Genomic DNA, 26,389 nt, shown 5'->3' with positions numbered 1-26,389 from the left:
CGCAACCGCGGATCGACGATGAACCTGGTCAAGGCCTGGCTGGCCATCCCCTTCTGGCAGCGCGTGCTCGCCGGCTTCGTGCTCGGCGCGCTGGCCGGCTGGCTGCTGGGGCCGGCGGCGCAGACCTGGTTCGGGCCCTTGGGCACGGTCTACGTGACCCTGATCCGGATGATCGCGGTGCCGCTGGTGCTGTTCGCGGTGATCCATGCGGTGGCTTCCCTGCACGGACAGAAGTCGGTGGCGGCGCTGGGCGGGCGCACCTTCCTGTGGTTCGCGGCGACCGCCGCGCTGGCGGTGTGCGTGGGCCTGGCGGTGGGCCTGGTGCTCAAGCCCGGCCACGGCCTGAGCGGATTGGAGATGGCCGCCGACTACCAGGTGCGCGAGGTGCCCACGCCGGTGCAGGTGCTGCTGGACGTGGTCCCGTCCAATCCGTTCAAGGCCCTGGCCGAGGGCAAGATCCTGCAGGTGATCTTCTTCGCCGGCCTGCTCGGCTTCGCCCTGGTCAAGCTGGGCGAGCGCACCGCGAAGCTGCGCGCCCTGGCCGGCGAGGCCAGCGAGGCGATGGTCCAGGTCACCCGCTTCGTGCTGGAGATGACCCCCCTGGGCACCTTCGGCCTGATCGCCGGGCTGGTCGGCAGCTACGGCTTCGAGAAGCTGTTGCCGCTGGGCAGCTTCGTGTTCGCCCTGTACCTGGCCTGCGCCCTGCACATCGTGCTGACCTACGGCGGCCTTCTGCTCGCGCACGGGCTGAACCCGCTGAAGTTCTTCCGCGGCGCCGCGCCGGGCATGCAGGTGGCGTTCGTCAGTTCGTCGAGCTTCGCCTCGATGCCGGTGGCCCTGCGCAGCGTCACCCACAACCTGGGCGTGGACCGGGACTACGCCGCGTTCGCCGTGCCGCTGGGCGCGAGCATCAAGATGGACGGCTGCGGCGCGATCTACCCGGCGCTGACCAGCGTGTTCGTGGCCCAGTATTTCGGCCTGGACCTGTCGGTGAACCAGTACTTCGTGATCCTGCTGGCCTCGGTGCTGGGCAGCTTCGGCACCGCCGGGGTGCCGGGCACGGCGATCGTGATGGTAACCCTGGTGCTGAGCGCGGCCGGGCTGCCGCTGGAAGGCATCGGCTATCTGGTCGCGATCGACCGGGTCCTCGACATGATGCGGACCATGACCAACGTCACCGGGCAGATGCTGGTGCCGGTGCTGGTGGCCAAGGAGACCGGCCTGCTCGACCGCGCGACCTACGACCGTGCCTCGAGCAACGTCGGCATCGAGCAGGACGAAGGCGGCGACCCGCAGGCCGGCCGCGCCCGCTCCTGATCCCGGCCGCCCTGATCCCGGCGCGCGCCGCCGCCTTCACTCCGCGCGCTGGCGGCCGGCCTCGAACTCCGCCCGCGGATGGCGCACGCCGCGCTTGACCGTGGCGGTGACGCTGCGCAGCTGGCCGATGTCGCGCGAAGGATCCCCGGCCAGGACCACGAAGTCGGCGAGCTTGCCCGGCTCCAGCGTGCCGCGCTCGGCCTGCTGGCCCAGGGCGCGGGCGGCGGTCGCGGTGGCGGCGCGGATCACCTCCAGCGGCGGCATCCCGACCGGGCCGGCCAGCAGCTCCAGTTCGTCGTGCAGCGAAGGGAACGGCGCTTCGGGCGGGTTGTCGCCGTCGGTGCCGCTGGAGATCGCCACGCCCTGGCGGAAGGCCTGCGCGGTCAGGCGCAAGGTGAGCTTGGCGCTGCAGCGCGGCGGTGGGCCCTGGCGGTCGCGGGCGTACTCTTCGACGTGGCGCAGGTACACCAGGTTGGTGGCGTCGAGGATGATCCCGCGCTCGGCCATCCGCGCGAACAACTCGACCATCTGTGCCGGCATCGCCCCGGCGAACGCCGATTCGTCCACCGGGGTGCGCTCGTGGTAGGTCGCCGGCTTGCGCGGCGAGGCCTGGTAGGCCAGCGGGCAGCTGTGCGAGATCACGTCGACCCCGGCGTCCACGTCGTCGGCCGGCATCGCCGGGAACACCGCCGCGTGCGCCCACACCGGGATGCCCTGGCGGTGGGCCTCGGCGGTGATCGCCGCCAGCCGCGGCCCGGGCATGTCGGCATAGAGCTTGATCCCGCTGGCCGAGGTGCCGCGGGCCAGGGCCACGGCCTGGACCAGGTCGGTGTCGGCGTCGATGGCCTGCATCCACGGTGTCCGGCCGGGCACCCGGCCGCGGGTGACGGCGATCGTGCGCGGATCCTCGAAGAACCCCGGCCCGGCCATCAGCGCGGCGTAGTGGATGTCCGGCGCGGGGATCTCGCCGACCAGCGCCTGCCGCGCCAGCTCGCCGACGTTGCGCACGTCGTCGGCCATGCTGCGCACCGCGGTGACCCCGGAATAGAGCTGTCGCCGCAGCGAAGCCGTGGCCTGGGCGGTATCGGGCGGGGTGGCCAGGTGGACGTGGGTGTCGATCAGGCCGGGGATCACGTACTGGCCGTGCAGGTCGACCACTTCCACGCCGTCGGCCACCGGCGCGGTGTCGGCCTGGATGGCGACGATCCGCTCGCCTTCGACCAGCAGGCCGGTGCCCGGCCGCGCCGGCGCTCCGGTGCCGTCGATCAGGACGGCGTTGCGGTAGAGGGTGCGGTGCGGCGGCGGTGGATCCGCGGCATCGGCCCGTGCCTGGACGGCGGTGGAGGAAAGCAGCAGGCAGCAGGACAGCAGCAGGCGATGGCGCATGGCGGCGATGACAGCGGGGAAGCCGGCAGCATCGCCGGCCCGCCGCGTTCGCGCCAGCCTTCGCCACCCACGGAAAGCGCGAAGGCCGCCCGGAGGCGGCCTTCGTCGGCAGGCGTCGCGGCGGGTGCCGTTACATCGCGACCCGGCGCGCCTGCATGAAGCGGTTGCTCCAGTAGCCGCTGGCCAGGCTGTCCACGCGCACGTCCTTGCCGCGGCTGGGCGCGTGCAGGAACTGGCCGTCGCCGACGTAGATGCCGACGTGGTTGACCCGGCCGCGCAGGCCGAAGAACACCAGGTCGCCCGGGGTGAGCTGGTCGCGGTCGCGGATCAGTTCGGCATCGGCCTTGGCCGCCATCTCGCGCGACACCCGCGGCAGCTCGATGCCCAGCGCGTTGCGGAACACGTAGCCGACCAGGCCGCTGCAGTCGAAGCCGTCGGTCGAGGTGCCGCCCCAGCGGTAGGGGGTGCCGATCAGGGCCGTGGCCGCCTTCAGCACCTGCTGCACGCGGCCCTCGCCGGCGGCGGCCGTGGCCTGCGCCGGCACGCCCTGGGTGAGGTCGTAGGCCGCCAGCAGGCGGCTGATGTCGCCGGCGAACATGGCCGAGCGGTCCAGCAGCGGCAGGCTGTCGCTACCGGCCAGGTGCGGCAGCAAGGCGGCCAGGGTGGCGTTGGCGGCGGCATCGGCCTTCTGGCGCAGGCCGGAGGCGGCCGGTGCGGGGCCAGGCGCGGCGGCACGGGCGGCGACCGTGGGACGGGCGGAAGCGGAAGCCGGTGGTGCCGGCAGGGCGATCACCGCGGCCGGTTCCGGCGACGGGTCGGCGGCCAGCGGCGCGGCGGCGATGGTTTCCGGAACGACCGGGGCCGGTTCGGGCGCGGGGGCGGCCAGCAGTGGCGCCGCCGGCGCGGCCAGCGCCAGGAGAAGGAGGGAGCGCAGCGCCCGGGGCGGGCGGGCTGGGGTGGCGGCAGGCAGGCCTGGGTGCAGGTCTTCGGTCGTCACGCGGCAGTCACAAAAAAAACGATCGGGCGATCATGCCCACTTCACGCTGTCTTGATGTTCAGAAAAAGTTATTTTTTCGTGAATTCAAATGTGAGGCCTGTCCCACTTTCAGCGCAGGACGCGTTTGGCGCCGCTGTAGTGGTCCTTCCAGTAGGCCCCATCCAGGCGGTCCAGGCGGACCGTGCCGCCGCTGCTCGGGGCATGCACGAAACGCCCCTCGCCGACGTAGATCCCGACGTGGCTGACCTCGCCGCGGCTGCCGAAGAACACCAGGTCGCCGCTGGCCAGCCGGTCCGGCCCCAGCTTCGCTCCCTGCACCGCGGCCAGCTCGCGCGAGCTGCGCGGCAGGCGCAGGTCGAGCATGTCCCGGTACACATAATTGACCAGCCCGCTGCAGTCGAAGCCAGAGTCCGGGGTATTGCCGCCGTAGCGGTAGGGGGTGCCGACCAGGCTCAGGGCGCGCAGGGTGACCGCGTTGGCGGCGGCCGGGTCGGCCGGGGCCACCTGCGGCCAGGTCCGGGCGGACGCGGCGGCCGGCCGCACCGCCTCGCGGCCGCAGCCGGCCAGGGCGATCGCCGCCAGCAGGGCCGCCGCGGCGCGGGTGGGCACGGCTGGCATGGCCGGGGGCGGGGCGGGATAATGCCGGTCCGTACTCATGGCGGCCATCATGGCCGCGTCCCCTCGCGGCCGACAAGCCGCCCCTCCGCCGTCCTTCGCTGGCGGCCCGTACCGAGTTGCGCATGAAGATCGAAAAAGACCGCGTCGTCCGTTTCCACTACACCGTCTCCGAAGTCGGCCAGGAGCCGCTGGAGAGCTCCAAGGACCGCGAGCCGATCGCGATCCTGGTCGGCCACGGCAACATCATCCCGGGCCTGGAGGCGGCGATGCAGGACAAGGCCGCCGGCGATAGCTTCAGCGTCGACGTGGCCGCGGCCGAGGCCTACGGCGAGCGCCGCGAGGGCCTGGAGCAGCGCATCCCCAAGAAGCACTTCGGCAACACGAAGCTGCAGCCGGGCATGCAGGTGGTGCTGCAGACCAACTTCGGCCCGCGCGCGGTGACCGTGGTCAAGGTCGGCCACAGCGTGGTCGACGTCGACCTCAACCACCCGATGGCCGGCAAGGACCTGCACTTCGACGTGGAGATCGTCGAGGTCCGCGAGGCCGCGGCCGAGGAGCTGGAGCACGGCCACGTCCACGGCGACGGCGGCCACCACCACTGAGGCCGGCGCACGCGCCGCGCCGCGAAGGCCCGCTCCGGCGGGCCTTCGTCTTTTCCGGGCCGGGAGCGGTGCGGCCGGCCATTGCTTCAGGCATTCCGGCCATACCGTACGGTCTTGCTAGAATCGGGCCGCGACCCGGTCCGCGCGCATGCCGCGGCCAGGACCCCTCACCTCGGAGCTTTCATGGTCTGGAATACCCCCGGCAAGGGCGGCGACTCCCCCGACAACAACCGGCGCAACCCCTGGCCGCCGCGCCGGCCCTCGGGTGGCGGCGGTGGCCTGGGCGGCCTGCCGGACCGCCTGCGCGACCTGTTCGGCGGCAATGGCGGCGGTGGCGGCATCGGCCGCTGGGTGCTGCTGGGCGTGGCCCTACTGGTGGTCCTGACCAGCTTCCAGCTGGTCGGCGAGCAGCAGCGCGGCGTGGTCCTGCGCTTCGGCCAGTTCGCCCGGGTGATGCAGCCCGGCCCGAACCTGAAGTGGCCGTGGCCGATCGAGCGGGTGGTCAAGGTCAACGCCACCCAGATCAAGACTTTCAGCAACACCGTGCCGGTCCTGACCCGCGACGAGAACATCGTCAACGTGGCCATGAACGTGCAGTACCGGGTCGGCGACCCGCGGCTGTACCTGTTCGGCTCGCGCGACGCCGACCGGGTGCTGGAGCAGGTGGCCCAGAGCGTGGTCCGCGAGCAGGTCGGCCGGGCCACCCTGGACACCGTGCTCGGCGCCCGCGGCCCGCTGTCGGTCAGCGCCTCCGAGCAGCTGCAGGCCTCGCTGGACGCCTACCGCACCGGCCTGGTGGTGACCGAGCTGAACCTGCAGGACGCGCGCCCGCCCGAGGAGGTCAAGCCGGCCTTCGACGAGGTCAACAGCGCCCAGCAGATCAAGGACCAGCTGATCAACGAGGCCCGCGCCTACGCGGCCAAGGTCGTGCCCGAGTCGCGCGGCGAGGCGGCCCGCCGCCGGACCGTGGCCGAGGGCTACAAGGCGGCCAAGATCGCGCAGGCCGAGGGCGACGTGGCCCGCTTCGGCCTGCTGCGCGAGCAGTACGCCGCCGCGCCTGAGGTGACCCGCAAGCGCCTGTGGCTGGAGACCGTGCAGGACGTGCTGGCCCGCAACCGCAAGGTGGTCGGCGGCGACAGCCGCCAGCTGATCTACGTGCCGATGGCCGGCGCAAGCAGCGCCGCTCCGGTGCCCGCCGCCCCCGCGGCGGTGGCCGAGTCCCTGCTGCCGGCGATCGAGAGCAGCCCGGAGCCGCTGCGCAGCGGTACCCGTGATCCGCAGCGCACCGGCCGCGAGGAGGCGTCCCGATGAAATATCCCCTCTGGATCGCCCTGGCGGTCACCGCCCTGCTGGGCCTGCTCGGCTCGGTCTACGTGGTCCGCGAGGACCAGGTCGGCCTGGTCCTCAACCTGGGCCGGGTGGCCCGCACCGACATCGGCCCGGGCCTGCACTTCAAGTGGCCGCTGGTGGAGACGGCGCGGGTGTTCGACCGCCGCTTCAGCCTGGTCGACTTCTCGCCCGAGCGCTACCTGACCTCGGAGCGCAAGGACGTCAGCGTGGACTTCGTGGCGATCGGCTACATCGACGACGTGCGCGCGTTCTACCGCGCCACCGGCGGCGACGAGAGCGCGGCCGGCGACCGCCTGGCGCCGATCATCAAGGACTCCCTGCGCAACGAGATCAACGCCCGCACCCTGACCCAGCTGGTGTCCGGCGACCGCAGCGAGGTGATCGCCAAGCAGCTGGAGAGCATCAACCGCGGCGCGATCACCCTGGGCATGCGGATCGTCGACATCCGCCTCAAGCAGATCGACCTGCCGACCGACAGCGACGTGATCAAGCAGGTCTACGACCGCATGCGCGCCGAGCGCAAGCAGGTGGCCAGCGCGCTGCGTGCCGAGGGCGAGGAGCAGGCGCGCACCGTACGGGCGCAGGCCGACCGCGACCAGGCGGTGATCGTGGCCGAGGCCGAGCGCGACGCGCAGCGCCTGCGCGGCGAGGGCGATGCGCAGGCGGCGCGGCTGTACGCGCAGGCCGCGGGCGCGGACCCGGGGTTCTACGCGTTCTACCGCAGCCTGGAGGCCTACCGCGCCTCGTTCGCCGACGGCCAGGGCGTGGTGGTGCTGGACAAGGACGATCCGTTCCTTCAGTACCTGAAGAACGACCGCTGACGCCCGCCGAGCGGGTCCGAGCCCGGTGCCGGGTTACGGCCAGTCGATCTGGCCGCGGACCACGCTGACCACCTGGCCGCCGGACCAGACCTCGCCGTCGGCATCCACGCGCATGTCCAGGCGCGCGTCGTGGCCGACCTCGCGCCCCTGGCTGACCCGGTAGCGGCCGTCGCGGCCGGGCAGGGCACCGCGCAGGGCCAGCCAGGCGGCCAGGGTCGCGTTGGCCGCGCCGGAGGCGGCGTCCTCGAAGATGGCCGGGCCGCCGACGAAGGCGCGCGCGGCGACCTGGTAGTCGCTGCCGTGGCAGCGGGCGAAGGCGAGCACGCCCATGCTCTCGGTCGCGCGGGCCAGCGCGGCGATCGCATCCCAGTCCGGCTGGGCGTTGCGCAGGCTCGCCTCGTCGCGGGCCTCGGCGATCCACCAGCGGCGGCCGCCGTCCATCAGCGCCGGCGGCAGTTCGCCGGTCGGCAGCCAGTCCAGGGCCTCGGCCATGCGCGCGCCGCGGGCGTCGGCGGTCTCGACCAGCTGCGCGCGCGGGGTGCGGATCGCGATCCGGCGCACGCCGCCGGCAGCGTCCACCCGCAGAGGCAGCAGGCCGGCGATGCCTTCCTGCAAAAGGAGGCCGTCGCGCGGCTCGGCCAGGCCGGCCTCGAGTACCACGTGCGCGGTGCCGACGCTGGGGTGGCCGGCGAACGGCACTTCCTTCTTCGGACTGAACATGCGGATGCCATAGCTGGCGCCAGGCCGCGTCGGCGGGAACACGAAGGTGGTCTCCGGCAGCCGGGTCCAGCGCGCGATCGCCTGCATCGCCGCCTCGTCCAGGCCGCGGGCGTCGGGCAGCACCGCCAGCGGATTGCCGGCGCCGGGGCGATCGGCGAACACGTCCACCTGGACGAACGGGCGCAGGGCCATGGCGTGGAATCCTGGTCGGGGGAGGTGGGCGAGGGTACCAGCCCGAAGTGACGGGGATCGTCGCAGCGCGGTGTGCCGGCCTTCGCCAATGGTTGCCGATGTGACCCTCCGCGCGGCGTTCCCCTGCACCGCTTCGGCCTCGCGATTGCGCTTAGAATCGCCGGTTCATGCCCGGTGGTCGGGCGGTCCCCACAACACTCCATGTCCGCAGTTTCGCCTTTGCACAACGCCGCTTCGGGCGGCTGGATCGTCCTCAAGTTCGGCGGCACCTCGGTGTCGCGCCGCCACCGCTGGGACACGATCGGCAAACTGGCCAAACAGCGTGCCGAGCAGACCGGCGGGCGGGTGCTGGTGGTGGTCTCGGCGCTGTCCGGGGTGACCAACGAACTGACCGCGATCGCCGACGGCGCCGCCGACAGTGCCGCGCGTGTGGCCGCGCTCGAGGCGCGCCACCGCGAATTCCTGGCCGAGCTCGAACTGGACGCCGACGCGGTCCTGGGCGAACGCCTGGCCGCCCTGCACGGCCTGCTCGCCGATCCGCGCGCGGCCGCGCGGCCGCTCGACTGGCAGGCCGAAGTGCTGGGCCAGGGCGAACTGCTGTCCTCCACCCTCGGCGCGGCCTACCTGCACGCCTGCGGCCTGGATTTCGGCTGGATGGATGCGCGCGACTGGCTCGACGCGTTGCCGCCGCAGGCCAGCCAGAGCGAGTGGACGCGGCGGCTGTCGGTGAACTGCCAGTGGCAGGCCGACGACGCCTGGCGCGCGCGCTTCGCCGCCCAGCCCGCGCGCATGCTGATCACCCAGGGCTTCATCTCGCGCCACCAGGACGGCGGCACCGCGATCCTCGGCCGCGGCGGCTCGGACACCTCGGCCGCCTACTTCGGCGCCCTGCTGGGCGCCTCGAAGGTGGAGATCTGGACCGACGTGCCGGGCATGTTCAGCGCCAACCCGCGTGAGGTGCCCGACGCGCGCCTGCTCAGCCGCCTGGGCTACGCCGAGGCCCAGGAGATCACCACCACCGGCGCCAAGGTGCTGCACCCGCGCTCGATCAAGCCCTGCCGCGACTCCGGCGTGCCGATGGCGATCCTGGACACCGAGCGTCCCGAGCTGCCGGGCACCACCATCGACCGCAGCGCGGCGACCGTGCCCGGGGTGAAGGCGATCAGTCGCCGCAACGGCGTGGTCCTGGTGTCCGTGGAGGACATCGGCATGTGGCAGCAGGTCGGCTACCTGGCCGACGTGTTCGGGCTGTTCCGCAAGCACGGGCTGTCGGTGGACATGATCGGCACCTCGCAGACCAACGTCACCGTGTCGCTGGACCCGAACGAGAACCTGCTCAGCGAGAACGTGCTGGCGGCCCTGGCCGGCGACCTGGAGAAGATCGGCCGGGTCAAGGTGATCGTGCCCTGCGCGGCGATCACCCTGGTCGGGCGCGGCATGCGCTCGCTGCTGCACAAGCTCTCGGAGGTGTTCTCGAGCTTCGGCCATGAACGCGTCCACATGATCTCGCAGTCGTCCAACGACCTGAACCTGACCTTCGTGATCGACGAGGCCGACGCCGACGGCCTGCTGCCGCAGCTGCACGCGGCGCTGATCGACAGCGGCGCGATGCCGGTGCTGGAGACCGAGGTGTTCGGCCCGCGCTGGCGCGAGCTCAACGGCGCGGTGCGGCCGCGGCCGCAGCCGTGGTGGCAGCACGAGCGCGAGCGCCTGCTGCAGCTGGCCCAGGCCGGCACCCCGCGCTACGTCTACCACCTGCCGACGGTGCGCGGGCGCGCCCGCCAGCTCAAGGCGGTGGCGGCGGTCGACCGCCGCTACTACGCGATCAAGGCCAACCCGCACCCGGCGATCCTGACGGCGCTGGTGGAGGAAGGCTTCGGCCTGGAGTGCGTGTCGCTGGGCGAACTGCGGCACGTGTTCGCCACCCTGCCGCGGCTGGATCCGGCGCGGGTGCTGTTCACCCCCAGCTTCGCTCCGCGCGAGGAATACGAGCAGGCCTTCGCCCTGGGCGTGACCGTCACCATCGACAACGTCGAGCTGCTGCGGAACTGGCCGGAGACCTTCCGCGGCCGCTCGGTCTGGCTGCGGATCGACCTGGGCCACGGCGACGGCCACCATCAGAAGGTCAACACCGGCGGCAAGGACGCCAAGTTCGGCCTGGCGGCGGCGCGGGTGGACGAGTTCACCGACGCCGCACGCGCGCTGGGGGTGACCGTCACCGGCCTGCACGCGCACCTGGGCAGCGGGGTGGACAACATCGGCCACTGGCGGCTGATGTGCGACGAGCTGGCCGGCTTCGCCCGCCGGATCGGCACCGTGGCCACGCTCGACCTCGGCGGCGGCCTGCCGATCCCGTACAGCGCCGACGACGAGCCGTTCGACCTCGAGGCCTGGGCCGCGGGCCTGGCCGAGGTCAGGCAGGTGCATCCGGCGTTCGGGCTGGTGATCGAGCCGGGCCGCTTCCTGGTCGCCGAGGCCGGCGTCCTGCTGGCCCGCTGTACCCAGGTGGTGGAGAAGGACGGCGTGCGCCGGGTCGGCCTGGACGCGGGCATGAACGCGCTGGTGCGCCCGGCCATGTACGACGCCTGGCACGACATCGCCAACCTGCAGCGGCTGGACGCGCCGGCCGGCGGCGTGTTCGATGTGGTCGGCCCGATTTGCGAGTCCAGCGACCTGTTCGGCAAGCACCGCCGCCTGCCGGCGGCCACCGCGCCGGGCGACGTGATGCTGATCGCCGACGCTGGTGCCTACGGTCATTCCATGGCCAGCGGCTACAACCTGCGCGCCCTGCCGGTCGAGGACGTGCTGGACCATGCCGATGGGGCCGCGGGCTGAGCTGTCGCTGGCCGCGGTCCTGTCAGGGGCGGCGGTGACCGTACTCGGACACCTGGCGGCCTCGGCGCTGGTGCTGGACGGCGATCTGCACGCCGGCAACCTGCGCACGGCGCTGGTCTGGAGTCCGAGCGGAGCCCTGGCCGCCGCTGGTGCGGCCTGGCTGCTGGCCGCCTGGCATCGCCGCGCCGCCGCCGCGGGCCGGCGCTGGCGGCCGGCGGGGATGGCCGCGCGCGCGACCGTCCTGGCGCTGGCGCTGTACCCGCTGGCGGTGGCCCTGTGGCTGCCGGCCAGCGCCGGCATCGACCGCTGGCTGGACGCCACCCCGGCCATGTCCTGGCGCGAACTCTGGCGGTGGCTGCCTTCGGTCGTGCTTGGCGCTACGCTGGCGGCCCTGATCGCCGGCAGCGTGCCGGCCTATGCCTCCGCTCTCCCGATCTGCCGCCGCTACCTGCGCCGGCAGGCCTGTTCCACCACGGATCCTGCATGACCTTTTTCGACCGACACGCCATCCAGACCTTCCGCTTCGTCCGCTGCGGCTTCGATCCCGCCACCGGCGTGGCCGAGCTGGCCTACGCCTTCGACGACGGCCCCGAACTGGTGGAGACGGTGACCGTGCCCGGCGCGCCCTTCGCCCTGGAGGGCGTGCGCGCGGCGGCGGTGGGGCGGGCCCTGCGCCTGCTGCACCTGATCGCCGGCGTCAGCTACTACAAGGCCGCGGTGCCGCCGCGGATCCGGATCGACGGCTACGCCATCGACGCGGCCACCGCGCGGCTGCTGGAGCAGGTCTACCTCAACGGCCTGGGCGAGTTCGCCTACCGCAACGGCCTGGACCTGCACGGGCGGATCCGGTTCCCAAGCGAGGGCGGCGAAGGTCTGGCCGCCGCACCGGCGCTGGGGCTGGCGCCGCGCGCGATGGTGGCGATCGGCGGCGGCAAGGATTCGCTGGTCAGCATCGAGGCGCTGCGCGCGGCGGGCGTGGACCAGACCGTGGCCTGGGTCGGCGGCTCGCAGCTGATCCGCACCTGCGCTGAGCGCACCGGCCTGCCGACCCTCAACATCGGCCGCGCGTTGGCGCCGGCGCTGTTCGAGATCAACCGCCAGGGCGCGTACAACGGCCACATCCCGGTGACCGCGGTGAACTCGGCGATCCTGGTCCTGGCCGCGCTGCTCACCGGCGCCGGCCAGGTGGCGTTCTCCAACGAGCGCTCGGCCAGCTACGGCAGCCTGATTCCCGGTACGGGCGAAGTGAACCACCAGTGGTCCAAGGGCTGGGCGTTCGAGCAGGCCTTCGGCGAACACGTCGAGCGCGCGGTAGCGGCCGACCTGCACTACTACTCGCTGCTGCGGCCCTTGTCGGAACTGGCGGTGGCCCGGCAGTTCGCAAAGAACGACCACTACGACGCCCACTTCTCCAGCTGCAACCGCAACTTCCACATCCTCGGCGAGAAGCCGGCGCAACGCTGGTGCGGGCTGTGCCCGAAGTGCCACTTCGTGTTCCTGGCGCTGGCGCCGTTCATGCCCAAGACCCGGCTGGTGCGGATCTTCGGCCGCAACCTGCTCGACGACGCCGGCCAGGCGCCGGGGTTCGACGCCCTGCTGGAGTTCCAGGACCACAAGCCGTTCGAGTGCGTGGGCGAGGGCCGCGAGTCGCGCGCGGCGATGGCGCAGCTGGCCGAGCGCGCCGAGTGGCGCGAGGACGCGCTGGTGGCCCGCTTCGCGCGCGAGATCCGGCCGCAGCTGGACCCGGCGGAACTGGCGCTGGAGCCCCTGCTGGCGCTGGAAGGCGAGCACCGCGTCCCGGCGGCCGTGTGGGAGCGGGTGCGTGCGAATTTCGCAGCTTGAGGGCAGGCGGGTCGCGCTGTGGGGCTGGGGGCGCGAGGGCCGCGCGGCCTGGCGCGCGATCCGCGCGGCGTTGCCGGCGCTGCCGCTGACCCTGTTCTGCAGCCAGGCCGAGGCCGCCGAGGCGGCGACGCTGGGCGATCCGCTGCTGGCCACGCGCACCGTGGCCGATGCCGAGGCGCTGGCCGGCTTCGAGGTGGTGGTGAAGTCGCCGGGCATCAGCCCGTACCGGCCCGAAGCGCAGGCCGCGGCCGCGCGCGGGACGGTGTTCCTGGGCGGCACCGCGCTGTGGTTCGCCGGGCATCCGCAGGCGCGCACGGTGTGCGTCACCGGGACCAAGGGCAAGAGCACCACGACCTCGCTGCTGGCCCACCTGCTGCGCGCAGGCGGCCACCGCACCGCGCTGGCCGGCAACATCGGCCTGCCCCTGCTGGACGTGCCCGAAGCGGCGGCGGACGGCAAGGCGCCGGAGTTCTGGGCGATCGAGCTGTCCAGCTACCAGACCGGCGACGTGGCCGCCGGCGGCGTGCGCCCGGAAGTGGCGGTGGTGCTCAACCTGTTCCCCGAGCACCTGGACTGGCATGGCAGCGAGCAGCGCTACGCCGAGGACAAGCTGGCGCTGGTGACCGCGGCGCGCCCGCGCACGGCGGTGCTCAATGCGGCCGATCCGCGCCTGGCGGCTTTGCGGCTGCCCGACAGCCGGATCGTGTGGTTCAACCGCGCCGACGGCTGGCACCTGCGCGGGGATGCGCTGTACCGCGGCGATGCCCTCGTGTTCGACACCGCCGCGGTGCCCCTGCCGGGACGGCACAACCGCGGCAACCTGTGCGCGGTGCTGGCGGCGATCGAGGCGCTGGGCCTGGACGCGGCGCCGCTGGCGCCGGCGGCGCTGGATTTCCGGCCCCTGCCGCACCGGCTGCAGTGGCTGGGCGAGCGCGACGGGATCGCCTGGGTCAACGATTCGATCAGCACCACGCCGCATGCGAGTCTGGCGGCACTGGACTGCCATCGCGGGTCGCGGGTGGCGATCCTGCTCGGCGGCCACGACCGCGGGCTGGACTGGACGGAGTTCGCGGCGCGGCTGGATGCACGCGACGAGGCGCCTGCGGCGGTGGTGACGATGGGCGGCAACGGGCCGCGGATCCACGCGCTGCTGGCGCCGTTGGCGGCGCAGGGACGGTTCGCGCTGGAGGCGGCGTCCGACCTGGCCGATGCGGTGGCGCGCGCGCGCGGATTGCTGGATGGACAGGGTGTGGTCCTGCTGTCGCCGGGCGCGCCGAGCTTCGGCGCCTACCGCGACTACACCGAGCGCGGCCGCCATTTCGCGACGCTGGCCGGCTTCGATCCGGACGCGATCAGCACGATCCCGGGCCTGGGCATCCTGTAGCAGCCGCCAGACCGGGCAACCGTCCGCGGAAGGGCGCCGGTCCGTGGAAGCGGACGCGGGGTCGGTCCCCGGTTGCACGCAGGCGCATCCACCATGGCGGTCGCCGCCAGGACCGGCGCCTGCCGGTGAGGGCGGCCAGCGAGGTCTAGTGCGTGCGCTCGACCGCGTAGCGGGCCAGGCCGCGCAGTGCGGCCAGCGCCGGCGATTGTGGCAAGCCGGCCAGCGCGGCCTCGGCGGCGGCGGCGTAGTCGATTGCCCGCTGGCGGCTGTATTCCAGCCCGCCGGTGGCGTGGATCGCGGCCAGCACCTCGGGCATGGCCTCATCGTCGCCGTGCTCGACGATCGCGCGCAGACGCTGGCGGACGGCCTCGCCGGAATGGGCGATGGCGTGGATCAGCGGCAGGGTGGCCTTGCCCTCGGCCAGGTCGTCGCCGAGGTTCTTGCCCAGGTCGGCGGCGTCGGCGGTGTAGTCGAGCACGTCGTCGGCGATCTGGAAGGCGTAGCCCAGGGCCATGCCGTAGTCGTACAGCGCCTGCTGGGCGGCCGCATCGGCGCCGGAGGCCAGCGCGCCCAGGCGGGTGCCGGCGGCGAACAGCACCGCGGTCTTGCGCTCGATCACCCGCAGGTAGGCGGCCTCGTCGGTGTCCGGGTTGCGCACGTGCAGCAGCTGCAGCACCTCGCCCTCGGCGATCCGGTTGGTGGTGTCGGCCAGTACCTGCATCACCTCCATCCGGTCCAGCTCGACCATCAGCTGGAAGCTGCGCGAGTACAGGAAGTCGCCGACCAGCACGCTGGCGGCGTTGCCCCAGATCGCGTTGGCGGTGCTGCGGCCGCGGCGCAGGTCGGATTCATCGACCACGTCGTCGTGCAGCAGGGTGGAGGTGTGGATGAACTCGACGATCGCCGCCAGCTGGTGGCGGTCGGCGCCGGGCCCGGCGGCGCCGGCGGCGGCCTGCGCGGCCAGCACCACCAGCATCGGCCGCAGGCGCTTGCCGCCGGCCGAGACGATGTGCTCGGCGATCTGGTTGATCAGCACCACGTCCGAGGCCAGGCGGGTGCGGATCAGGGCATCGACCGCGGCCATGTCGGCGGCCGCGAGGGCCTGGATCTGCGGCAGGGTGGCGTGGGGAAGGACGCTGGAGTGATCTGGCATGCGGGCCGCCTGGAAATGTGGGCGGAATTATAGGGGGCGGCGGCCGGCAAGCTATTCCAGATGAAGATATATATCTGGGAATATTTCATTTGTTTGGAATTGGTGCGCTTCCTACCCTCCTGATCGACGCTGCATCGGCCGGTCATTGTGGACGCGGCCGGAAAAACGGGATCGCGCGGGGGAGAACGCGGCGATCGCCGGGCAACGCCGCCGGCCCTGGATGCCGACCCTCCGCACCGCGACGCCGGTGCGCCGGCGCCGGGGACGGACGCACACCACAACCAATCCGGTTCACGTGTCCCTGGGAGGGAACAAGTCATGCCGTCGAATCACAACCGCCATCCGGCCGGCCGGGTGGGGCCCGGTCCGTCTGTCCGCAACCTGCTCTCCGCCTCGATCGCCCTGGTCCTGCTGGCGCCGCTGGCCGCGGCCGCGCAGGACGCCGCCCCGGCCGCCCAGGACGAGTCCGGCACCACCACCCTGGACAGCGTGGTCGTCACCGGCACCCGCGCCTCGATGCAGAAGTCGATCAACGTCAAGCAGGCCGACGACCACATCGTCGAGGTGATCGCTGCCGACAACATGGGCCAGCTGCCCACGGTGACCATCGCCGAGGCGCTGGTGCGCCTGCCCGGCGTCAACGGCACCCGCGACCGCGGCAACGCCAGCCTGGCCACCGTGCGCGGCCTCGGCCCGCGGATGACCATGGGCACGGTCAACGGCCGCGAGATCGCCTCCTCCGAGCCGACCCGCGCGGTGCGCTGGGAGGTGTTCCCGACCGAGGTCGTGTCCCAGGTGAAGGTCTACAAGACCCAGTCGGCCGACCTGATCGCCGGCGGCATCGCCGCCACCGTGGACGTGGCCACGGTCGATCCGCTCGACTACCGCGGCCCGCAGTTCGTCGGCACCGCCGGCGCGGTCTACTACGACCAAGGCAAGGACGTGGAAGGCTACAGCCCCTGGGGCAACCGCTTCGGCGCCAGCTGGATCCACAAGGTCAACGACAACCTGGCCGTGGCCCTGGGCGCGACCTACCAGAAGCAGAAGAACGCCAACTCGCTGGTCGGCAGCTGGGGCTACACCGACGACAGCAACGCCATGGACGTGGACGGCGACGGCGACCTGGACTACACGCCCTGGGGCGCGGCCGACCAGCTCAAGCTGATCGACCAGACCCGCACCGGCGCGATGGGCGCCCTGCAGTGGAAGTCCGGCGACTTCGAGCTCAAGCTCGACGGCCTGTACTCGCGGATCGAGATCGACGAGCAGCAGGCGCAGAGCTGGTTCAACGACTGGGCCTACAGCATCTGGTCCGGCGCCAACCCGTACACCACGCCGGGCTCCTCGTACACGATCGTCGACAACGACGTGGTCGCCGGCACCCTGGCCAACTCCGGGCTCACCGTGAACCACGTCATGGCCAACTACGGTGAGGTCAAGACCCTGGCCGCCACCGGCCTGAAGACCCGCTGGAGCGGCGAGGACTGGACCGTCACCGGCGACCTGTCCTGGTCGCAGGCCAAGCGCGACAACACCTGGCGCGCGGTGTGGTTCGGCAGCAACCCGGACACGGTGTCCTGGGACTTGCGCAAGGGCGTGGACCCGTACATTGCCATCAGCTCGAACGCGCCGGCCTGGGGCGTGCAGGGCCAGCTGGAACCGGGCAGCCTGCGCGACGAGATCGCCGCCCTGGCCCTGGCCGCCAGCCGCGCGTTCGACGACTCGCCGTTCGCCTCGCTGGACTTCGGCGTGCGGGTGGCCTCGCGGGAGAAGCAGAACCGGCACTTCCTGGGCAGCTACGAGGGCTGGGACCAGGCGATCGGCGCGTACGACGGCCTCTACCGCCCGGTGTCGATGCCGGGCCTGAACGTGCCGGGCCTGTACACCGGCGACATCGGCGCGATCGCCGACCTGGCCTTCGGCGGCTTCGGCGCCACCGCCGAGCAGCTGCTCGACCACTGGAACGTGAAGGAGGACGTGCGCGAGGCCTTCGTCAAGGCGCCGTACTACCTGGGCGACCGCGCCAGCGGCGACATCGGCGTGCGCGTGGTCAAGGTCGACACCACCAGCACCGGCTACGACTCGGTCGGCGGCGCCGTCGTGCCCAGCCGCGCCAGCGAGTCCTACACCGACGTGCTGCCGAGCGCGACCCTGAACTTCCGCCTGGCCGACGACCACATGCTGCGCCTGGCCGCGGCCAAGGTCGTGGCCCGCCCGCCGCTGGACGAGCTGCGCACCGGCCGCGCCCTGGACGACCCCAACACCACCGTCGGCCAGCTCACCGGCAGCGGCGGCAACCCGCACCTGGAGCCGTTCCGCGCCACCCAGCTCGACGCCTCGTACGAGTGGTACTTCCACGAGGAGTCGATGGCGGCGGTGTCGGTGTACCGCAAGTGGGTGGACTCGACCATCGGCTACAAGGTCGGGCACGAGACCATCGACGGCAACGACTACCTCATCAGCGGCCCGTTCAACGGCGGCGGCGGCCATGTCAACGGCGTCGAGCTGACCTTCCAGACCCCGTTCTACTTCATCCCGGGGCTGGAGAACTTCGGCGTGTACTCCAACTACTCGTACGTGGACTCGAACCTGCACGAGTTCTCGCCGGAGAACGACCCGCTGCCGCTCAGCGGCCTGGCCCGCAACACCGGCACCTTCGACCTGTGGTACAGCAACGGCACCTTCGAGGCGCGGCTGGGCTACAAGTACCACAGCCCCTACACGGTGATTTACGGCTGGAACGGCTCGCACCTGACCCGCCTGGAGAGCGAGGACTCGATCGACCTGAGCCTGGCCTGGCAGGCGACCGAGCGCTGGGGCTTCAAGCTGCAGGCCGGCAACCTGACCGACGAGCCGATGCGGGTGTACCTGGACAACAAGGAGAACCGCCTGGCCAACCAGGACGACGGCGGCTACCAGCTGTTCGGCCGGCGCGTGGCGCTGGAGGCGACCTTCAGGTTCTGAAGCGACATCGGCGGGCCCCTCCCCCGGCGGGAGGGGGGGGCGCAAGCCGCAAAAAACACAGGAGCTCCCATGCCCCACCGATCCACGATCCGGCGCGGCGCGCTGGCCTTGGCCCTGGCCCTGCCGGCCGTGGGCGCCTGCGCCGCCGGCCCGTCGCGCGAGCACTTCTACTTCGGCGCCGACCTGTCCTACGTCAACGAGATGGAGGACTGCGGCGTGGTCTACCGCGAAGGCGGCCAGCCGAAGGATCCGTACGCGATCTTCAAAGAGCACGGCGCCAACCTGGTGCGCGTGCGGCTGTGGAACGACGCCCGCTGGACCCGCTACAGCGACCTGGCCGACGTCAAGGAAACCATCCGCCGCGCCCGCGCCCAGGGCATGCAGGTGCTGCTGGACTTCCACTATTCCGACGACTGGGCCGACGGCGACAAGCAGATCGTGCCCAAGGCCTGGGCCGGGATCGCCGACACCGAGGACCTGGCCCGCACCCTGTACAACTACACCTACGACGTGCTGCTCGCGCTCGACCGCGCCGGGCTGATGCCCGAGCAGGTCCAGGTCGGCAACGAGAGCAACTCGGACCTGGCCAGCACCGTGCACTGGGACAAGAAGGCGCCGATCGACTGGGAACGCAACGCGGCGCTGTTCGACGCCGGCATCCGCGCCGTGCGCGACGCCGGCCGCGCCACCGGCACCGCGCCGAAGGTGATGCTGCACATCGCCCAGCCGGAGAACGTGCCCAAGTGGTTCGCCGACGCGGCCGCGCACGGGGTCGTGGACTACGACCTGATCGGCATCAGCTACTACCGCAAGTGGTCGACCCGGACCGAGCAGGGCCTGGCCGACACCATCGCGCTGATGCGCCGCACCTACCCGCAGGCCGAGGTGGTGGTGGTCGAGACCGCCTACCCGTGGACCCGCGATTCGGCCGACAGCCACCACAACCTGCTCGGCGAGGACGCCCTGGTGCCGGGCTATCCGGCCACGCCCGAAGGCCAGCTGCGCTACCTGGTCGACCTGACCCAGACCATCATCGACGCCGGCGGCAGCGGCATCGTCTACTGGGAACCGGCCTGGACCACCAGCGCCTGCAAGACCCGCTGGGGCCAGGGCTCGGCCTGGGAGAACGCGACCTTCTTCGACTTCCGCCGCGGCAACGAACTGCTGCCGGGGATCGGCTACATGCGCCACGACTACCGCTGGCCGCAGCCGTGAGGCCGCGGCGGCGCCCGCACCCGGAGCCACGCCCATGACCGACGCCACCCGCCGCGACCTGCTGCGCGCCATGCTCGCCGGCAGCATCCGCGCCGCCCTGCCGGCCGGTGCGCTGGCCACCAGCCTGCGGGTCGAGGCCGCCCACGCCGATGCCGGGGACGGAGTGGAAGCGCCTTCCGCCACCGCTCCCGCCGCCGGCGGCCCGCGCGAACGCCTGCTGATGGACGCCGGCTGGCGCTTCCACCTCGGCCATGCTGCCGACCCGGCCCGGGACTTCGACTTCGGCACCTACCAGCGCACGTATGCCAAGGCCGGCCACAACACCGCCGCCGCGGCCAGGCTGGACTTCGACGACAGCGGCTGGCGCCTGCTCGACCTGCCGCACGACTGGGCGGTGGAACTGCCGTTCGTGGACAACCCGCTGGCGCCGGCGCATGGCGAGGACCCGGCCGCCGCCCACGGCTACCGCAAGCTCGGCCGCGAACACCCGGAGACCAGCGTGGGCTGGTACCGGCGCGCGCTGGACGTGCCGGCCGGCGACCTCGGCCGGCGGATCGTGCTGGAGTTCGACGGCGCCTTCCGCGACTGCCTGGTGTTCTGCAACGGCCACCTCGTCGCCCGCAACGAGAGCGGCTACTGCGGCTTCGAGGTGGACCTCAGCGACGTGCTCGACTACGGCGCCCGCAACCAGATCGCGGTGCGGGTCGACGCCAGCCTGGGCGAGGGCTGGTTCTACGAGGGCGCGGGCCTGTACCGGCATGTCTGGCTGCGCAAGAGCGATCCGCTGCACGTGCCCGCCGGCGGCCTGTACGTGCGCAGCGAGCTGCGCGACGGCCGCGCCCTTGCCACCGTCGGCACCGAGATCCGCAACGACGGCGCGCGGCCGCGCCGCTGCGCGGTGGTGTCCACGCTGTTCGCCCCGGACGGGCGCCAGGTCGCGCGCGACACCGCGGCGGCGATCGAGGTCGCGCCGGGCGAGGTGCGGGTGGTCGAGCGCGCGCTGGAGATCGCCCGCCCGGCGCTGTGGTCGCTGGACAGCCCGCAGCTTTACCGGGCGACGGTCGAGCTGCGCGAGGAAGGCCGGGTGGCGGACGCGGTCGAGACCGCGTTCGGTCTGCGCACGGTCGCCTTCGACGCCGCGCGCGGCTTCCTGCTCAACGGCGTGCCGGTCAAGCTGCACGGCACCTGCAACCACCAGGACCACGCCGGGGTCGGCGCGGCCATCCCCGACGCGCTGAACGAGTGGCGGATCGTCCAGCTCAAGGCGATGGGCTGCAATGCCTACCGCAGCGCCCACAACCCGGCCACTCCGGAGCTGCTGGAGGCCTGCGACCGCCTGGGCATGCTGGTGATCGAGGAGACCCGGCGGATGGGCTCGGACGCTCAGTCGCTGGACGAACTGGCGCGGATGATCCGCCGCGACCGCAACCATCCCAGCATCGTGCTGTGGTCGCTGGGCAACGAGGAGCCGCAGATGGTGACCGCGCGCGGCGCGCGGATCGTCTCCAGCATGCAGCGCCTGGCGCGGCGCCTGGACCCGACCCGGCCCAGCACCTTCGCCATGGACAAGGGCTGGGACCGGCCCGAGGGCGTGGGCCGGGTGGTGGATGTGGTCGGCTTCAACTACCGCACCAACCAGATGGACGAATTCCACGCCCGCTTCCCGGACGTCCCGGTGTACGGGAGCGAGACCGCGTCCTCGGTCTCGGTGCGCGGCCACTACCTGCGCGATCCGGCCAGCGGCTACACCAGCGGCTACGACGGCAACTACCCGTGGTGGGCGTCCTCGTCCGAGTCGTGGTGGGCGTTCGTGGCCGAGCGGCCATGGGTGGCCGGGGGCTTCATCTGGACCGGCTTCGACTACCGCGGCGAGCCCACGCCCTACAACCGCTGGCCGAACGTGGCCTCGCAGTTCGGCGTGCTCGACAGCTGCGGTTTCCCCAAGGACAACTACTGGTACTACCGCGCGCAGTGGACCGCCGAGCCGGTGCTGCACCTGTTCCCGCACTGGAACGGCGAGGCCCTGGTCGGCCCCGACGACAACGGCATGGTCGATGTGTGGTGCCACAGCAACCTCGATGAGGTCGAGCTGTTCGTCAACGGCGCCAGCCAGGGCCGGCAGCGGGTGCCGCGCCACGGGCATGCCGAGTGGCGGGTGCGCTGGGCGCCCGGCGCGATCGAGGCCCACGGCTACCGCGACGGCGAGCGGATCCTGGTGCAACGGCGCGAGACGGCGGGCGCGGCCGCGGCGATCGTGCTGCGCAGCGACAGCCCCGGGCTGAAGGCCGATGGCGAGGACGTGGCGGTCGTGGCGGTGGAGATCGTCGACGCCCAGGGCCGGCCGGTGCCGACCGCCGACCACCGGGTAGCGTTCGAGGTCCTGGGCCCGGGCCGGCTGATCGGCGTGGGCAACGGCGACCCGCGCAGCCACGAACCCGACCAGGCCGACCACCGCAAGGCCTTCAACGGCCTGTGCATGGCACTGGTCCAGGCCGGCCGCCAGGCCGGCACGGTCCGGGTCGAGGCCAGCAGCCCGGGCCTGCGCGGCGCGGTGCTGGAGATCGCCGCCGCCGCCGCGCCGCAGCGCGCCCGGGTGGCCTGAGGCGGGGTCCGCCGGAGGAGATGCGCGGAGCCGGCGCGCCGCCCCGGCTTCCCGTGCGGACCGCCATTCAGCCCGCTCCGATCGGCCCCGCGCCGCCGCGAATCCGGCGGTCGGCCGGGGCGATTCCTTCGCCGCAGGCAATTCCCACACGTGCACGGGCGATTCAGCGCTTGCGCAGGGGCCCGGCTTATACTCCCCTACCTTTCCCCGGGCCCGGTCGTGGCCTGAACACGGAATCCAAGACTATGGCGCGCGGCATCAACAAGGTCATCCTGGTCGGCAACCTCGGCAACGACCCCGACACCAAGTACACCCAGGGCGGCATGGCGGTCACCCGCATCAGCCTGGCCACCACCAGCGTGCGCAAGGACCGCGAGGGCAACAGCCAGGAGCGCACCGAATGGCACCGGGTGGTGTTCTTCGGCAAGCTCGGCGAGATCGCCGGCGAGTACCTGCGCAAGGGCTCCCAGGTCTATGTCGAGGGCGAGATCCGCTACGACAAGTTCACCGGCCAGGACGGCGTGGAGAAGTACACCACCGACATCGTCGCCAACGAGATGCAGATGCTCGGCGGCCGTGGCGGCGGCGAGGGCGGTGGCGGCTATGCCGACCGCGGCGAGCGCCCGCAGCGCAGCGCCCCGCCGCGCCGCGATTTCGGCGGTGGCGGCCAGCCGCCGCGCAATGCGCCGGCGCCCGCCGCGGCCGCCCCGGCGGCCGGCGGCTTCGACGAATTCGCCGACGACGACATCCCGTTCTGATACCACGGCGCAACCGTCCCTTTCCCGTATTGCTGAGGAGCGACACGTGCCGACCTGGCTCGTCACCGGCGGCGCCGGTTTCATTGGTGGCAACTTCGTGCTGGAGGCGGTCGCGCGCGGCGTGCGCGTGGTCAACCTCGATGCCCTGACCTACGCGGGCAACCTCGACACCCTGGCCTCGCTCGACGGCAACCCGGACCACGTGTTCGTCCACGGCGACATCGGCGACCGCGCCCTGGTGTCGCGGCTGCTGGCCGAGCACCGCCCGGACGCGGTGCTCAACTTCGCCGCCGAAAGCCACGTCGACCGCTCGATCGACGGCCCGGCCGCGTTCGTGCAGACGAATGTGGTGGGCACCCTGGGCCTGCTGGAGGCGGTGCGCGACCACTGGAAGTCCCTCGATGGCGCCGCCAGGGAGGCATTCCGCTTCCTGCACGTGTCCACCGACGAGGTCTACGGCACCCTGGGCGAGACCGGCAAGTTCACCGAGACCACGCCCTACGCTCCCAACTCCCCGTACTCGGCGAGCAAGGCCGCGTCCGACCACCTGGTCCGCGCCTTCCACCACACCTACGGGCTGCCGGTGCTGACCACCAACTGCTCCAACAACTACGGTCCGTACCACTTCCCCGAGAAGCTGATCCCGCTGGTGATCGCCAAGGCCCTGGCCGGCGAACCCCTGCCGGTCTACGGCGACGGCAGGCAGGTGCGCGACTGGCTGTTCGTGGCCGACCACTGCGAGGCGATCCGCACCGTGCTGGCCAAGGGCCGCCCGGGCGAGACCTACAACGTCGGCGGCAACTCGGAGAAGCAGAACATCGAGGTGGTCAAGGCGATCTGCGCCCTGCTGGACCAGCGCCGCCCGCGCGCCGACGGCCAGCCGCGCGAGAGCCAGATCGCCTTCGTCGCCGACCGACCCGGGCACGACCGCCGCTACGCGATCGACGCCTCCAAGCTGAAGGACGAGCTGGGCTGGGAGCCGAAGTACAGCTTCGAGCAGGGCATCGCCACCACCGTGGACTGGTACCTGGAGCACCAGGACTGGGTGAACCGGGTGCTGGACGGCAGCTACCGGCTCGAACGCATCGGCACGGCGTAAAGGCGGTTCCCCCGCAAGAGCCCGCCCATCCGTGCGCGGACTCCCCAAGGAAAAGCGATGACGACACGCAAGGGCATCATCCTCGCCGGCGGTTCCGGCACCCGGCTCTATCCGATCACCCAGGGCGTCAGCAAGCAGCTGCTGCCGGTGTACGACAAGCCGATGATCTACTACCCGCTCAGCGTGCTGATGCTGGCCGGGATCCGCGAGGTGCTGATCATCAACACCCCGCACGAGCAGGCGCTGTTCCAGAACCTGCTCGGCGACGGCTCGCAGTGGGGCATGGACATCCGCTACGCGGTCCAGCCCAGCCCCGACGGCCTGGCCCAGGCCTACCTGATCGGCCGCGATTTCGTCGCCGGCGGGCCCAGCTGCCTGGTGCTGGGCGACAACATCTTCCACGGCCACGGCCTGACCGACACCCTGCAGCGCGCCGGTGCGCGGACCGAGGGCGCGACCGTGTTCGGCTACTGGGTCAACGACCCGGAGCGCTACGGCGTGGCCGAGTTCGACGCTGGCGGCAAGGTGGTCGGAATCGAGGAGAAGCCGGCGCAGCCGCGCTCGCACTACGCGGTCACCGGCCTGTACTTCTACGACGGCCGGGCCAGCGACTACGCCGCGCAGCTCAAGCCCTCGCCGCGCGGCGAGCTGGAGATCACCGACCTCAACAAGCGCTACCTCCAGGACGGGCAGCTGTACCTGGAGCAGCTGGGCCGCGGCTACGCCTGGCTGGACACCGGCACCCACCAGTCGCTGCACGAGGCGGCCAACTTCATCGAGACGATCCAGGCGCGGCAGGGGCTGCAGGTCAGCTGCCCGGAGGAGATCGCCTACGGCCAGGGCTGGATCGACGCCGCGCAGCTGGAGAAGCTGGCCGCGCCGCTAGCCAAGAACGGCTACGGCCAGTACCTGCTGGGCCTGGTCGCGCGCGGGGTGGTGCGTTGAAGATCATCCAGACCTCGCTGCCGGGTTGCGTGGCGATCGAGCCGGCGGTGTTCGGCGACGAGCGCGGGGTGTTCTTCGAGACCTGGAACGCCGAGCGCTTCGGCCAGCACGGGCTGCCGACGAAATTCGTGCAGAGCAACGTCTCCACCTCGGTCAAGGGCGTGCTGCGCGGCCTGCATTACCAGTGGCCGCGGCCACAGGGCAAGCTGGTCAGCGTGCTGGAAGGCGAGGTCTACGACGTGGCGGTGGACATCCGCCGCGGCTCGCCGACCTTCGGCCGCTGGGAGGCGGTGCTGCTGAGCGCGGAGAACCGGCGCCAGTTCTGGATCCCGGAGGGCTTCGCCCACGGTTTCGCGGTGCTGTCCGAGCGCGCGGTGTTCAGCTACCTGTGCACCGACGTCTACGTGAAGGAAGCCGACGCCGGCGTGCGCTGGAACGACGGCGACATCGGCGTGGACTGGCCGATCTCCGATCCGGTGCTGTCGGCCAAGGACCAAGCCGCGCCGTTCCTGGCCGACATCGCGCAGGACCGGCTGCCGGTATTCGTGCCGTGACCCGGCTGCTGGTGGTCGGCGGCAACGGCCAGGTCGGGCGCGAACTGCGCCGCAGCCTGCAGCCGCTGGGCGAGGTGGTCGTCGCCACCCGCGACGGGCGGCTGGACGCGCTGGCCGCGGGCGATGCGCCCGGCGAAGGCGTCGTCGCCGACCTCGCCGATCCTGAAGGTCTGGCCGCGCTGGTCCGCGAACTGGCGCCGGCGGCGGTGCTCAACGCCGCCGCGTACACCGCCGTCGACAAGGCCGAGACCGAGCCGGAGGCCGCGTTCCGGATCAATGCCGACGCCCCCGGCGCGCTGGCCCGCGCCTGCGCCGCGGCCGGCATCCCGTTCGTGCACTACTCGACCGACTACGTGTTCGACGGCCAGGGCACGCGTCCCTACCGCGAGGACGACCCTACGGCGCCACTGGGCGCGTACGGCGCCAGCAAGCTGGCTGGCGAGCAGGCGGTGCATGCCGCCGGCGGCCAGGCGCTGGTGTTCCGCACCGCCTGGGTCTACGCCGCGCATGGCCACAATTTCCTGCGCACCATGCTGCGTCTGGGTGCCGAGCGCGAGGAGCTGCGGGTGGTCGCCGACCAGACCGGTACACCGACCCCGGCGGCGCTGATCGCCGACGTCACCGCGCTCGCGCTGGGCAAGGCCCTGGCCGACGCCGCGGTCGCCGGCACCTGGCACCTGGTCGCCGCCGGGCAGACCAGCTGGCACGGCTTCGCCGAGGCGATCTTCGCCGAGGCGGTGGCCGCCGGCCTTTTGCCGCGCGCGCCGCGGGTGCTGCCGATCGCGACCGCCGACTACCCGACCCCGGCGCAGCGGCCGGCTTACTCATGCCTGGACACCGCGTGTCTGCGCCGCGATTTCGCTCCGGTCCTGCCGGACTGGCGCCAGGGCCTGCACGCGGTGGTCGGGGACATCGCCCGCACGGTCTGAAACTCCGCTAGTCTCCGCCCCGGGGTGCCCGTGGGGGCCAGGGAAGGAGTCGCACATGCAGTGCAGCAGGGTGGTGGTGGCGTGGGTGCTGGGGGCGGTGCTGGCG

The 26,389-nt window shown here is 72.2% G+C and carries 21 protein-coding genes; 16 read left to right on the top strand and 5 right to left on the bottom strand.

From position 1 onward, the window contains the following. Nucleotides 1-18: 18 nt before the first annotated feature. Nucleotides 19-1,317 carry a dicarboxylate/amino acid:cation symporter gene (locus CSC62_RS10015; protein ID WP_162406045.1) on the top strand — a complete coding sequence of 433 codons (1,299 nt, stop codon included), beginning with the start codon at nucleotides 19-21 and terminating at the stop codon, nucleotides 1,315-1,317. 36 nt (nucleotides 1,318-1,353) lie between these two features. Here CSC62_RS10015 and CSC62_RS10010 read toward each other — a convergent pair whose 3' ends face one another. The 3 genes from CSC62_RS10010 to CSC62_RS10000 all read right to left on the bottom strand — a co-directional run bounded on the left by CSC62_RS10010 (nucleotide 1,354) and on the right by CSC62_RS10000 (nucleotide 4,318). Continuing rightward, on the bottom strand, nucleotides 1,354-2,703 hold the full coding sequence (locus tag CSC62_RS10010; protein WP_162406044.1) for an amidohydrolase family protein: 1,350 nt from the start codon (nucleotides 2,701-2,703) through the stop codon (nucleotides 1,354-1,356). A gap of 130 nt (nucleotides 2,704-2,833) precedes the next feature. Beyond that, nucleotides 2,834-3,700 (bottom strand): C40 family peptidase, encoded by an 867-nt coding sequence (locus CSC62_RS10005; RefSeq protein WP_425502011.1) that lies wholly within the window; start codon nucleotides 3,698-3,700, stop codon nucleotides 2,834-2,836. A gap of 108 nt (nucleotides 3,701-3,808) precedes the next feature. After that, entirely contained in the window at nucleotides 3,809-4,318 is a 510-nt protein-coding gene (locus CSC62_RS10000) for a C40 family peptidase (RefSeq protein ID WP_162406043.1), read from the bottom strand. A gap of 122 nt (nucleotides 4,319-4,440) precedes the next feature. Between CSC62_RS10000 and CSC62_RS09995 the strand changes: the two genes are divergently transcribed. The 3 genes from CSC62_RS09995 (at nucleotide 4,441) to hflC (ending at nucleotide 7,091) form a co-directional block, all read left to right on the top strand. Then, the gene (locus CSC62_RS09995) at nucleotides 4,441-4,920 is read left to right on the top strand and encodes an FKBP-type peptidyl-prolyl cis-trans isomerase (RefSeq protein ID WP_162406042.1); all 480 of its coding nucleotides are present in this window, start codon (nucleotides 4,441-4,443) and stop codon (nucleotides 4,918-4,920) included. A 183-nt stretch (nucleotides 4,921-5,103) separates the two neighbouring features. Continuing rightward, nucleotides 5,104-6,231: an FtsH protease activity modulator HflK gene (gene hflK, locus CSC62_RS09990; RefSeq protein ID WP_162406041.1), complete on the top strand. Its 1,128-nt coding sequence runs from the start codon at nucleotides 5,104-5,106 to the stop codon at nucleotides 6,229-6,231. Beyond that, entirely contained in the window at nucleotides 6,228-7,091 is an 864-nt protein-coding gene (hflC, locus tag CSC62_RS09985) for a protease modulator HflC (protein ID WP_162406040.1), read from the top strand. Before hflK ends, hflC begins: the two co-directional genes overlap by 4 nt. Nucleotides 7,092-7,124: 33 nt before the next feature. On the opposite strand, the gene CSC62_RS09980 is transcribed toward hflC, so the two are convergent. Beyond that, complete coding sequence (locus tag CSC62_RS09980; RefSeq protein WP_162406039.1) at nucleotides 7,125-8,003, bottom strand: PhzF family phenazine biosynthesis protein; 879 nt, start codon at nucleotides 8,001-8,003, stop codon at nucleotides 7,125-7,127. Between the two features lie 201 nt (nucleotides 8,004-8,204). Here CSC62_RS09980 and CSC62_RS09975 point away from each other — a divergent pair, with 201 nt between their 5' ends. Genes CSC62_RS09975 through murD form a run of 4 tightly spaced genes read left to right on the top strand, consistent with a single transcriptional unit; the run spans nucleotide 8,205 to nucleotide 14,064 of the window. After that, a complete protein-coding gene (locus CSC62_RS09975) occupies nucleotides 8,205-10,838 on the top strand; it encodes a bifunctional aspartate kinase/diaminopimelate decarboxylase (RefSeq protein WP_162406038.1) in 2,634 nt (877 codons plus the stop codon). Then, nucleotides 10,822-11,325, top strand: a complete 504-nt coding sequence (locus CSC62_RS09970) for a hypothetical protein (protein WP_162406037.1) — start codon at nucleotides 10,822-10,824, stop codon at nucleotides 11,323-11,325. The genes CSC62_RS09975 and CSC62_RS09970 overlap by 17 nt, the downstream gene beginning before the upstream one ends. After that, nucleotides 11,322-12,680, top strand: coding sequence for a UDP-N-acetyl-alpha-D-muramoyl-L-alanyl-L-glutamate epimerase (gene murL / locus CSC62_RS09965; RefSeq protein WP_162406036.1), 1,359 nt, complete (start codon nucleotides 11,322-11,324; stop codon nucleotides 12,678-12,680). The genes CSC62_RS09970 and murL overlap by 4 nt, the downstream gene beginning before the upstream one ends. Continuing rightward, nucleotides 12,661-14,064: a UDP-N-acetylmuramoyl-L-alanine--D-glutamate ligase gene (gene murD, locus CSC62_RS09960; RefSeq protein WP_162406035.1), complete on the top strand. Its 1,404-nt coding sequence runs from the start codon at nucleotides 12,661-12,663 to the stop codon at nucleotides 14,062-14,064. The genes murL and murD overlap by 20 nt, the downstream gene beginning before the upstream one ends. A gap of 145 nt (nucleotides 14,065-14,209) precedes the next feature. On the opposite strand, the gene CSC62_RS09955 is transcribed toward murD, so the two are convergent. Beyond that, complete coding sequence (locus CSC62_RS09955; RefSeq protein ID WP_162406034.1) at nucleotides 14,210-15,217, bottom strand: polyprenyl synthetase family protein; 1,008 nt, start codon at nucleotides 15,215-15,217, stop codon at nucleotides 14,210-14,212. Between the two features lie 318 nt (nucleotides 15,218-15,535). On the opposite strand from CSC62_RS09955, the gene CSC62_RS09950 reads away from it, so the two are divergent. From CSC62_RS09950 to rfbD, 8 genes are all read left to right on the top strand, one after another. Further along, the gene (locus CSC62_RS09950; RefSeq protein WP_162406033.1) at nucleotides 15,536-18,181 is read left to right on the top strand and encodes a TonB-dependent receptor; all 2,646 of its coding nucleotides are present in this window, start codon (nucleotides 15,536-15,538) and stop codon (nucleotides 18,179-18,181) included. 69 nt (nucleotides 18,182-18,250) lie between these two features. Continuing rightward, the gene (locus tag CSC62_RS09945; protein WP_162406032.1) at nucleotides 18,251-19,396 is read left to right on the top strand and encodes a glycoside hydrolase family 53 protein; all 1,146 of its coding nucleotides are present in this window, start codon (nucleotides 18,251-18,253) and stop codon (nucleotides 19,394-19,396) included. Nucleotides 19,397-19,430: 34 nt separating this feature from the next. Beyond that, complete coding sequence (gene galA / locus CSC62_RS09940; protein WP_162406031.1) at nucleotides 19,431-21,998, top strand: beta-galactosidase GalA; 2,568 nt, start codon at nucleotides 19,431-19,433, stop codon at nucleotides 21,996-21,998. A 245-nt stretch (nucleotides 21,999-22,243) separates the two neighbouring features. Beyond that, the gene (locus CSC62_RS09935; protein ID WP_162406030.1) at nucleotides 22,244-22,756 is read left to right on the top strand and encodes a single-stranded DNA-binding protein; all 513 of its coding nucleotides are present in this window, start codon (nucleotides 22,244-22,246) and stop codon (nucleotides 22,754-22,756) included. Between the two features lie 46 nt (nucleotides 22,757-22,802). Next, nucleotides 22,803-23,855 (top strand): dTDP-glucose 4,6-dehydratase, encoded by a 1,053-nt coding sequence (gene rfbB, locus CSC62_RS09930; protein ID WP_162406029.1) that lies wholly within the window; start codon nucleotides 22,803-22,805, stop codon nucleotides 23,853-23,855. 57 nt (nucleotides 23,856-23,912) lie between these two features. Then, nucleotides 23,913-24,800, top strand: coding sequence for a glucose-1-phosphate thymidylyltransferase RfbA (gene rfbA, locus CSC62_RS09925; RefSeq protein WP_162406028.1), 888 nt, complete (start codon nucleotides 23,913-23,915; stop codon nucleotides 24,798-24,800). Next, on the top strand, nucleotides 24,797-25,354 hold the full coding sequence (rfbC, locus tag CSC62_RS09920; protein WP_162406027.1) for a dTDP-4-dehydrorhamnose 3,5-epimerase: 558 nt from the start codon (nucleotides 24,797-24,799) through the stop codon (nucleotides 25,352-25,354). The genes rfbA and rfbC overlap by 4 nt, the downstream gene beginning before the upstream one ends. Beyond that, nucleotides 25,351-26,283: a dTDP-4-dehydrorhamnose reductase gene (rfbD, locus tag CSC62_RS09915; protein ID WP_162406026.1), complete on the top strand. Its 933-nt coding sequence runs from the start codon at nucleotides 25,351-25,353 to the stop codon at nucleotides 26,281-26,283. Before rfbC ends, rfbD begins: the two co-directional genes overlap by 4 nt. Nucleotides 26,284-26,389: the final 106 nt, after the last annotated feature.

The organism is Pseudoxanthomonas jiangsuensis (assembly GCF_010093185.1).
In the GTDB taxonomy this organism is placed as follows: Bacteria; Pseudomonadota; Gammaproteobacteria; order Xanthomonadales; family Xanthomonadaceae; genus Pseudoxanthomonas; species Pseudoxanthomonas jiangsuensis.
This window is presented reverse-complemented; position numbering and strand designations above follow the sequence as displayed.

What these genes read in the sequence shown, in the direction of transcription:
- murL (WP_162406036.1), top strand. Translation starts at nt 11,322, where the DNA reads ATGACCTTTTTCGACCGACACGCCATCCAGACCTTCCGCTTCGTCCGC.
- CSC62_RS09935 (WP_162406030.1), top strand. Translation starts at nt 22,244, where the DNA reads ATGGCGCGCGGCATCAACAAGGTCATCCTGGTCGGCAACCTCGGCAAC.
- CSC62_RS10015 (WP_162406045.1), top strand. Translation starts at nt 19, where the DNA reads ATGAACCTGGTCAAGGCCTGGCTGGCCATCCCCTTCTGGCAGCGCGTG.
- CSC62_RS09975 (WP_162406038.1), top strand. Translation starts at nt 8,205, where the DNA reads ATGTCCGCAGTTTCGCCTTTGCACAACGCCGCTTCGGGCGGCTGGATC.
- CSC62_RS09950 (WP_162406033.1), top strand. Translation starts at nt 15,536, where the DNA reads ATGCCGTCGAATCACAACCGCCATCCGGCCGGCCGGGTGGGGCCCGGT.
- galA (WP_162406031.1), top strand. Translation starts at nt 19,431, where the DNA reads ATGACCGACGCCACCCGCCGCGACCTGCTGCGCGCCATGCTCGCCGGC.
- rfbA (WP_162406028.1), top strand. Translation starts at nt 23,913, where the DNA reads ATGACGACACGCAAGGGCATCATCCTCGCCGGCGGTTCCGGCACCCGG.
- hflC (WP_162406040.1), top strand. Translation starts at nt 6,228, where the DNA reads ATGAAATATCCCCTCTGGATCGCCCTGGCGGTCACCGCCCTGCTGGGC.
- CSC62_RS09970 (WP_162406037.1), top strand. Translation starts at nt 10,822, where the DNA reads ATGGGGCCGCGGGCTGAGCTGTCGCTGGCCGCGGTCCTGTCAGGGGCG.
- CSC62_RS09955 (WP_162406034.1), bottom strand. Translation starts at nt 15,217, where the DNA reads ATGCCAGATCACTCCAGCGTCCTTCCCCACGCCACCCTGCCGCAGATC.
- CSC62_RS10010 (WP_162406044.1), bottom strand. Translation starts at nt 2,703, where the DNA reads ATGCGCCATCGCCTGCTGCTGTCCTGCTGCCTGCTGCTTTCCTCCACC.
- CSC62_RS09980 (WP_162406039.1), bottom strand. Translation starts at nt 8,003, where the DNA reads ATGGCCCTGCGCCCGTTCGTCCAGGTGGACGTGTTCGCCGATCGCCCC.
- CSC62_RS09945 (WP_162406032.1), top strand. Translation starts at nt 18,251, where the DNA reads ATGCCCCACCGATCCACGATCCGGCGCGGCGCGCTGGCCTTGGCCCTG.
- CSC62_RS09995 (WP_162406042.1), top strand. Translation starts at nt 4,441, where the DNA reads ATGAAGATCGAAAAAGACCGCGTCGTCCGTTTCCACTACACCGTCTCC.
- hflK (WP_162406041.1), top strand. Translation starts at nt 5,104, where the DNA reads ATGGTCTGGAATACCCCCGGCAAGGGCGGCGACTCCCCCGACAACAAC.
- CSC62_RS10000 (WP_162406043.1), bottom strand. Translation starts at nt 4,318, where the DNA reads ATGCCAGCCGTGCCCACCCGCGCCGCGGCGGCCCTGCTGGCGGCGATC.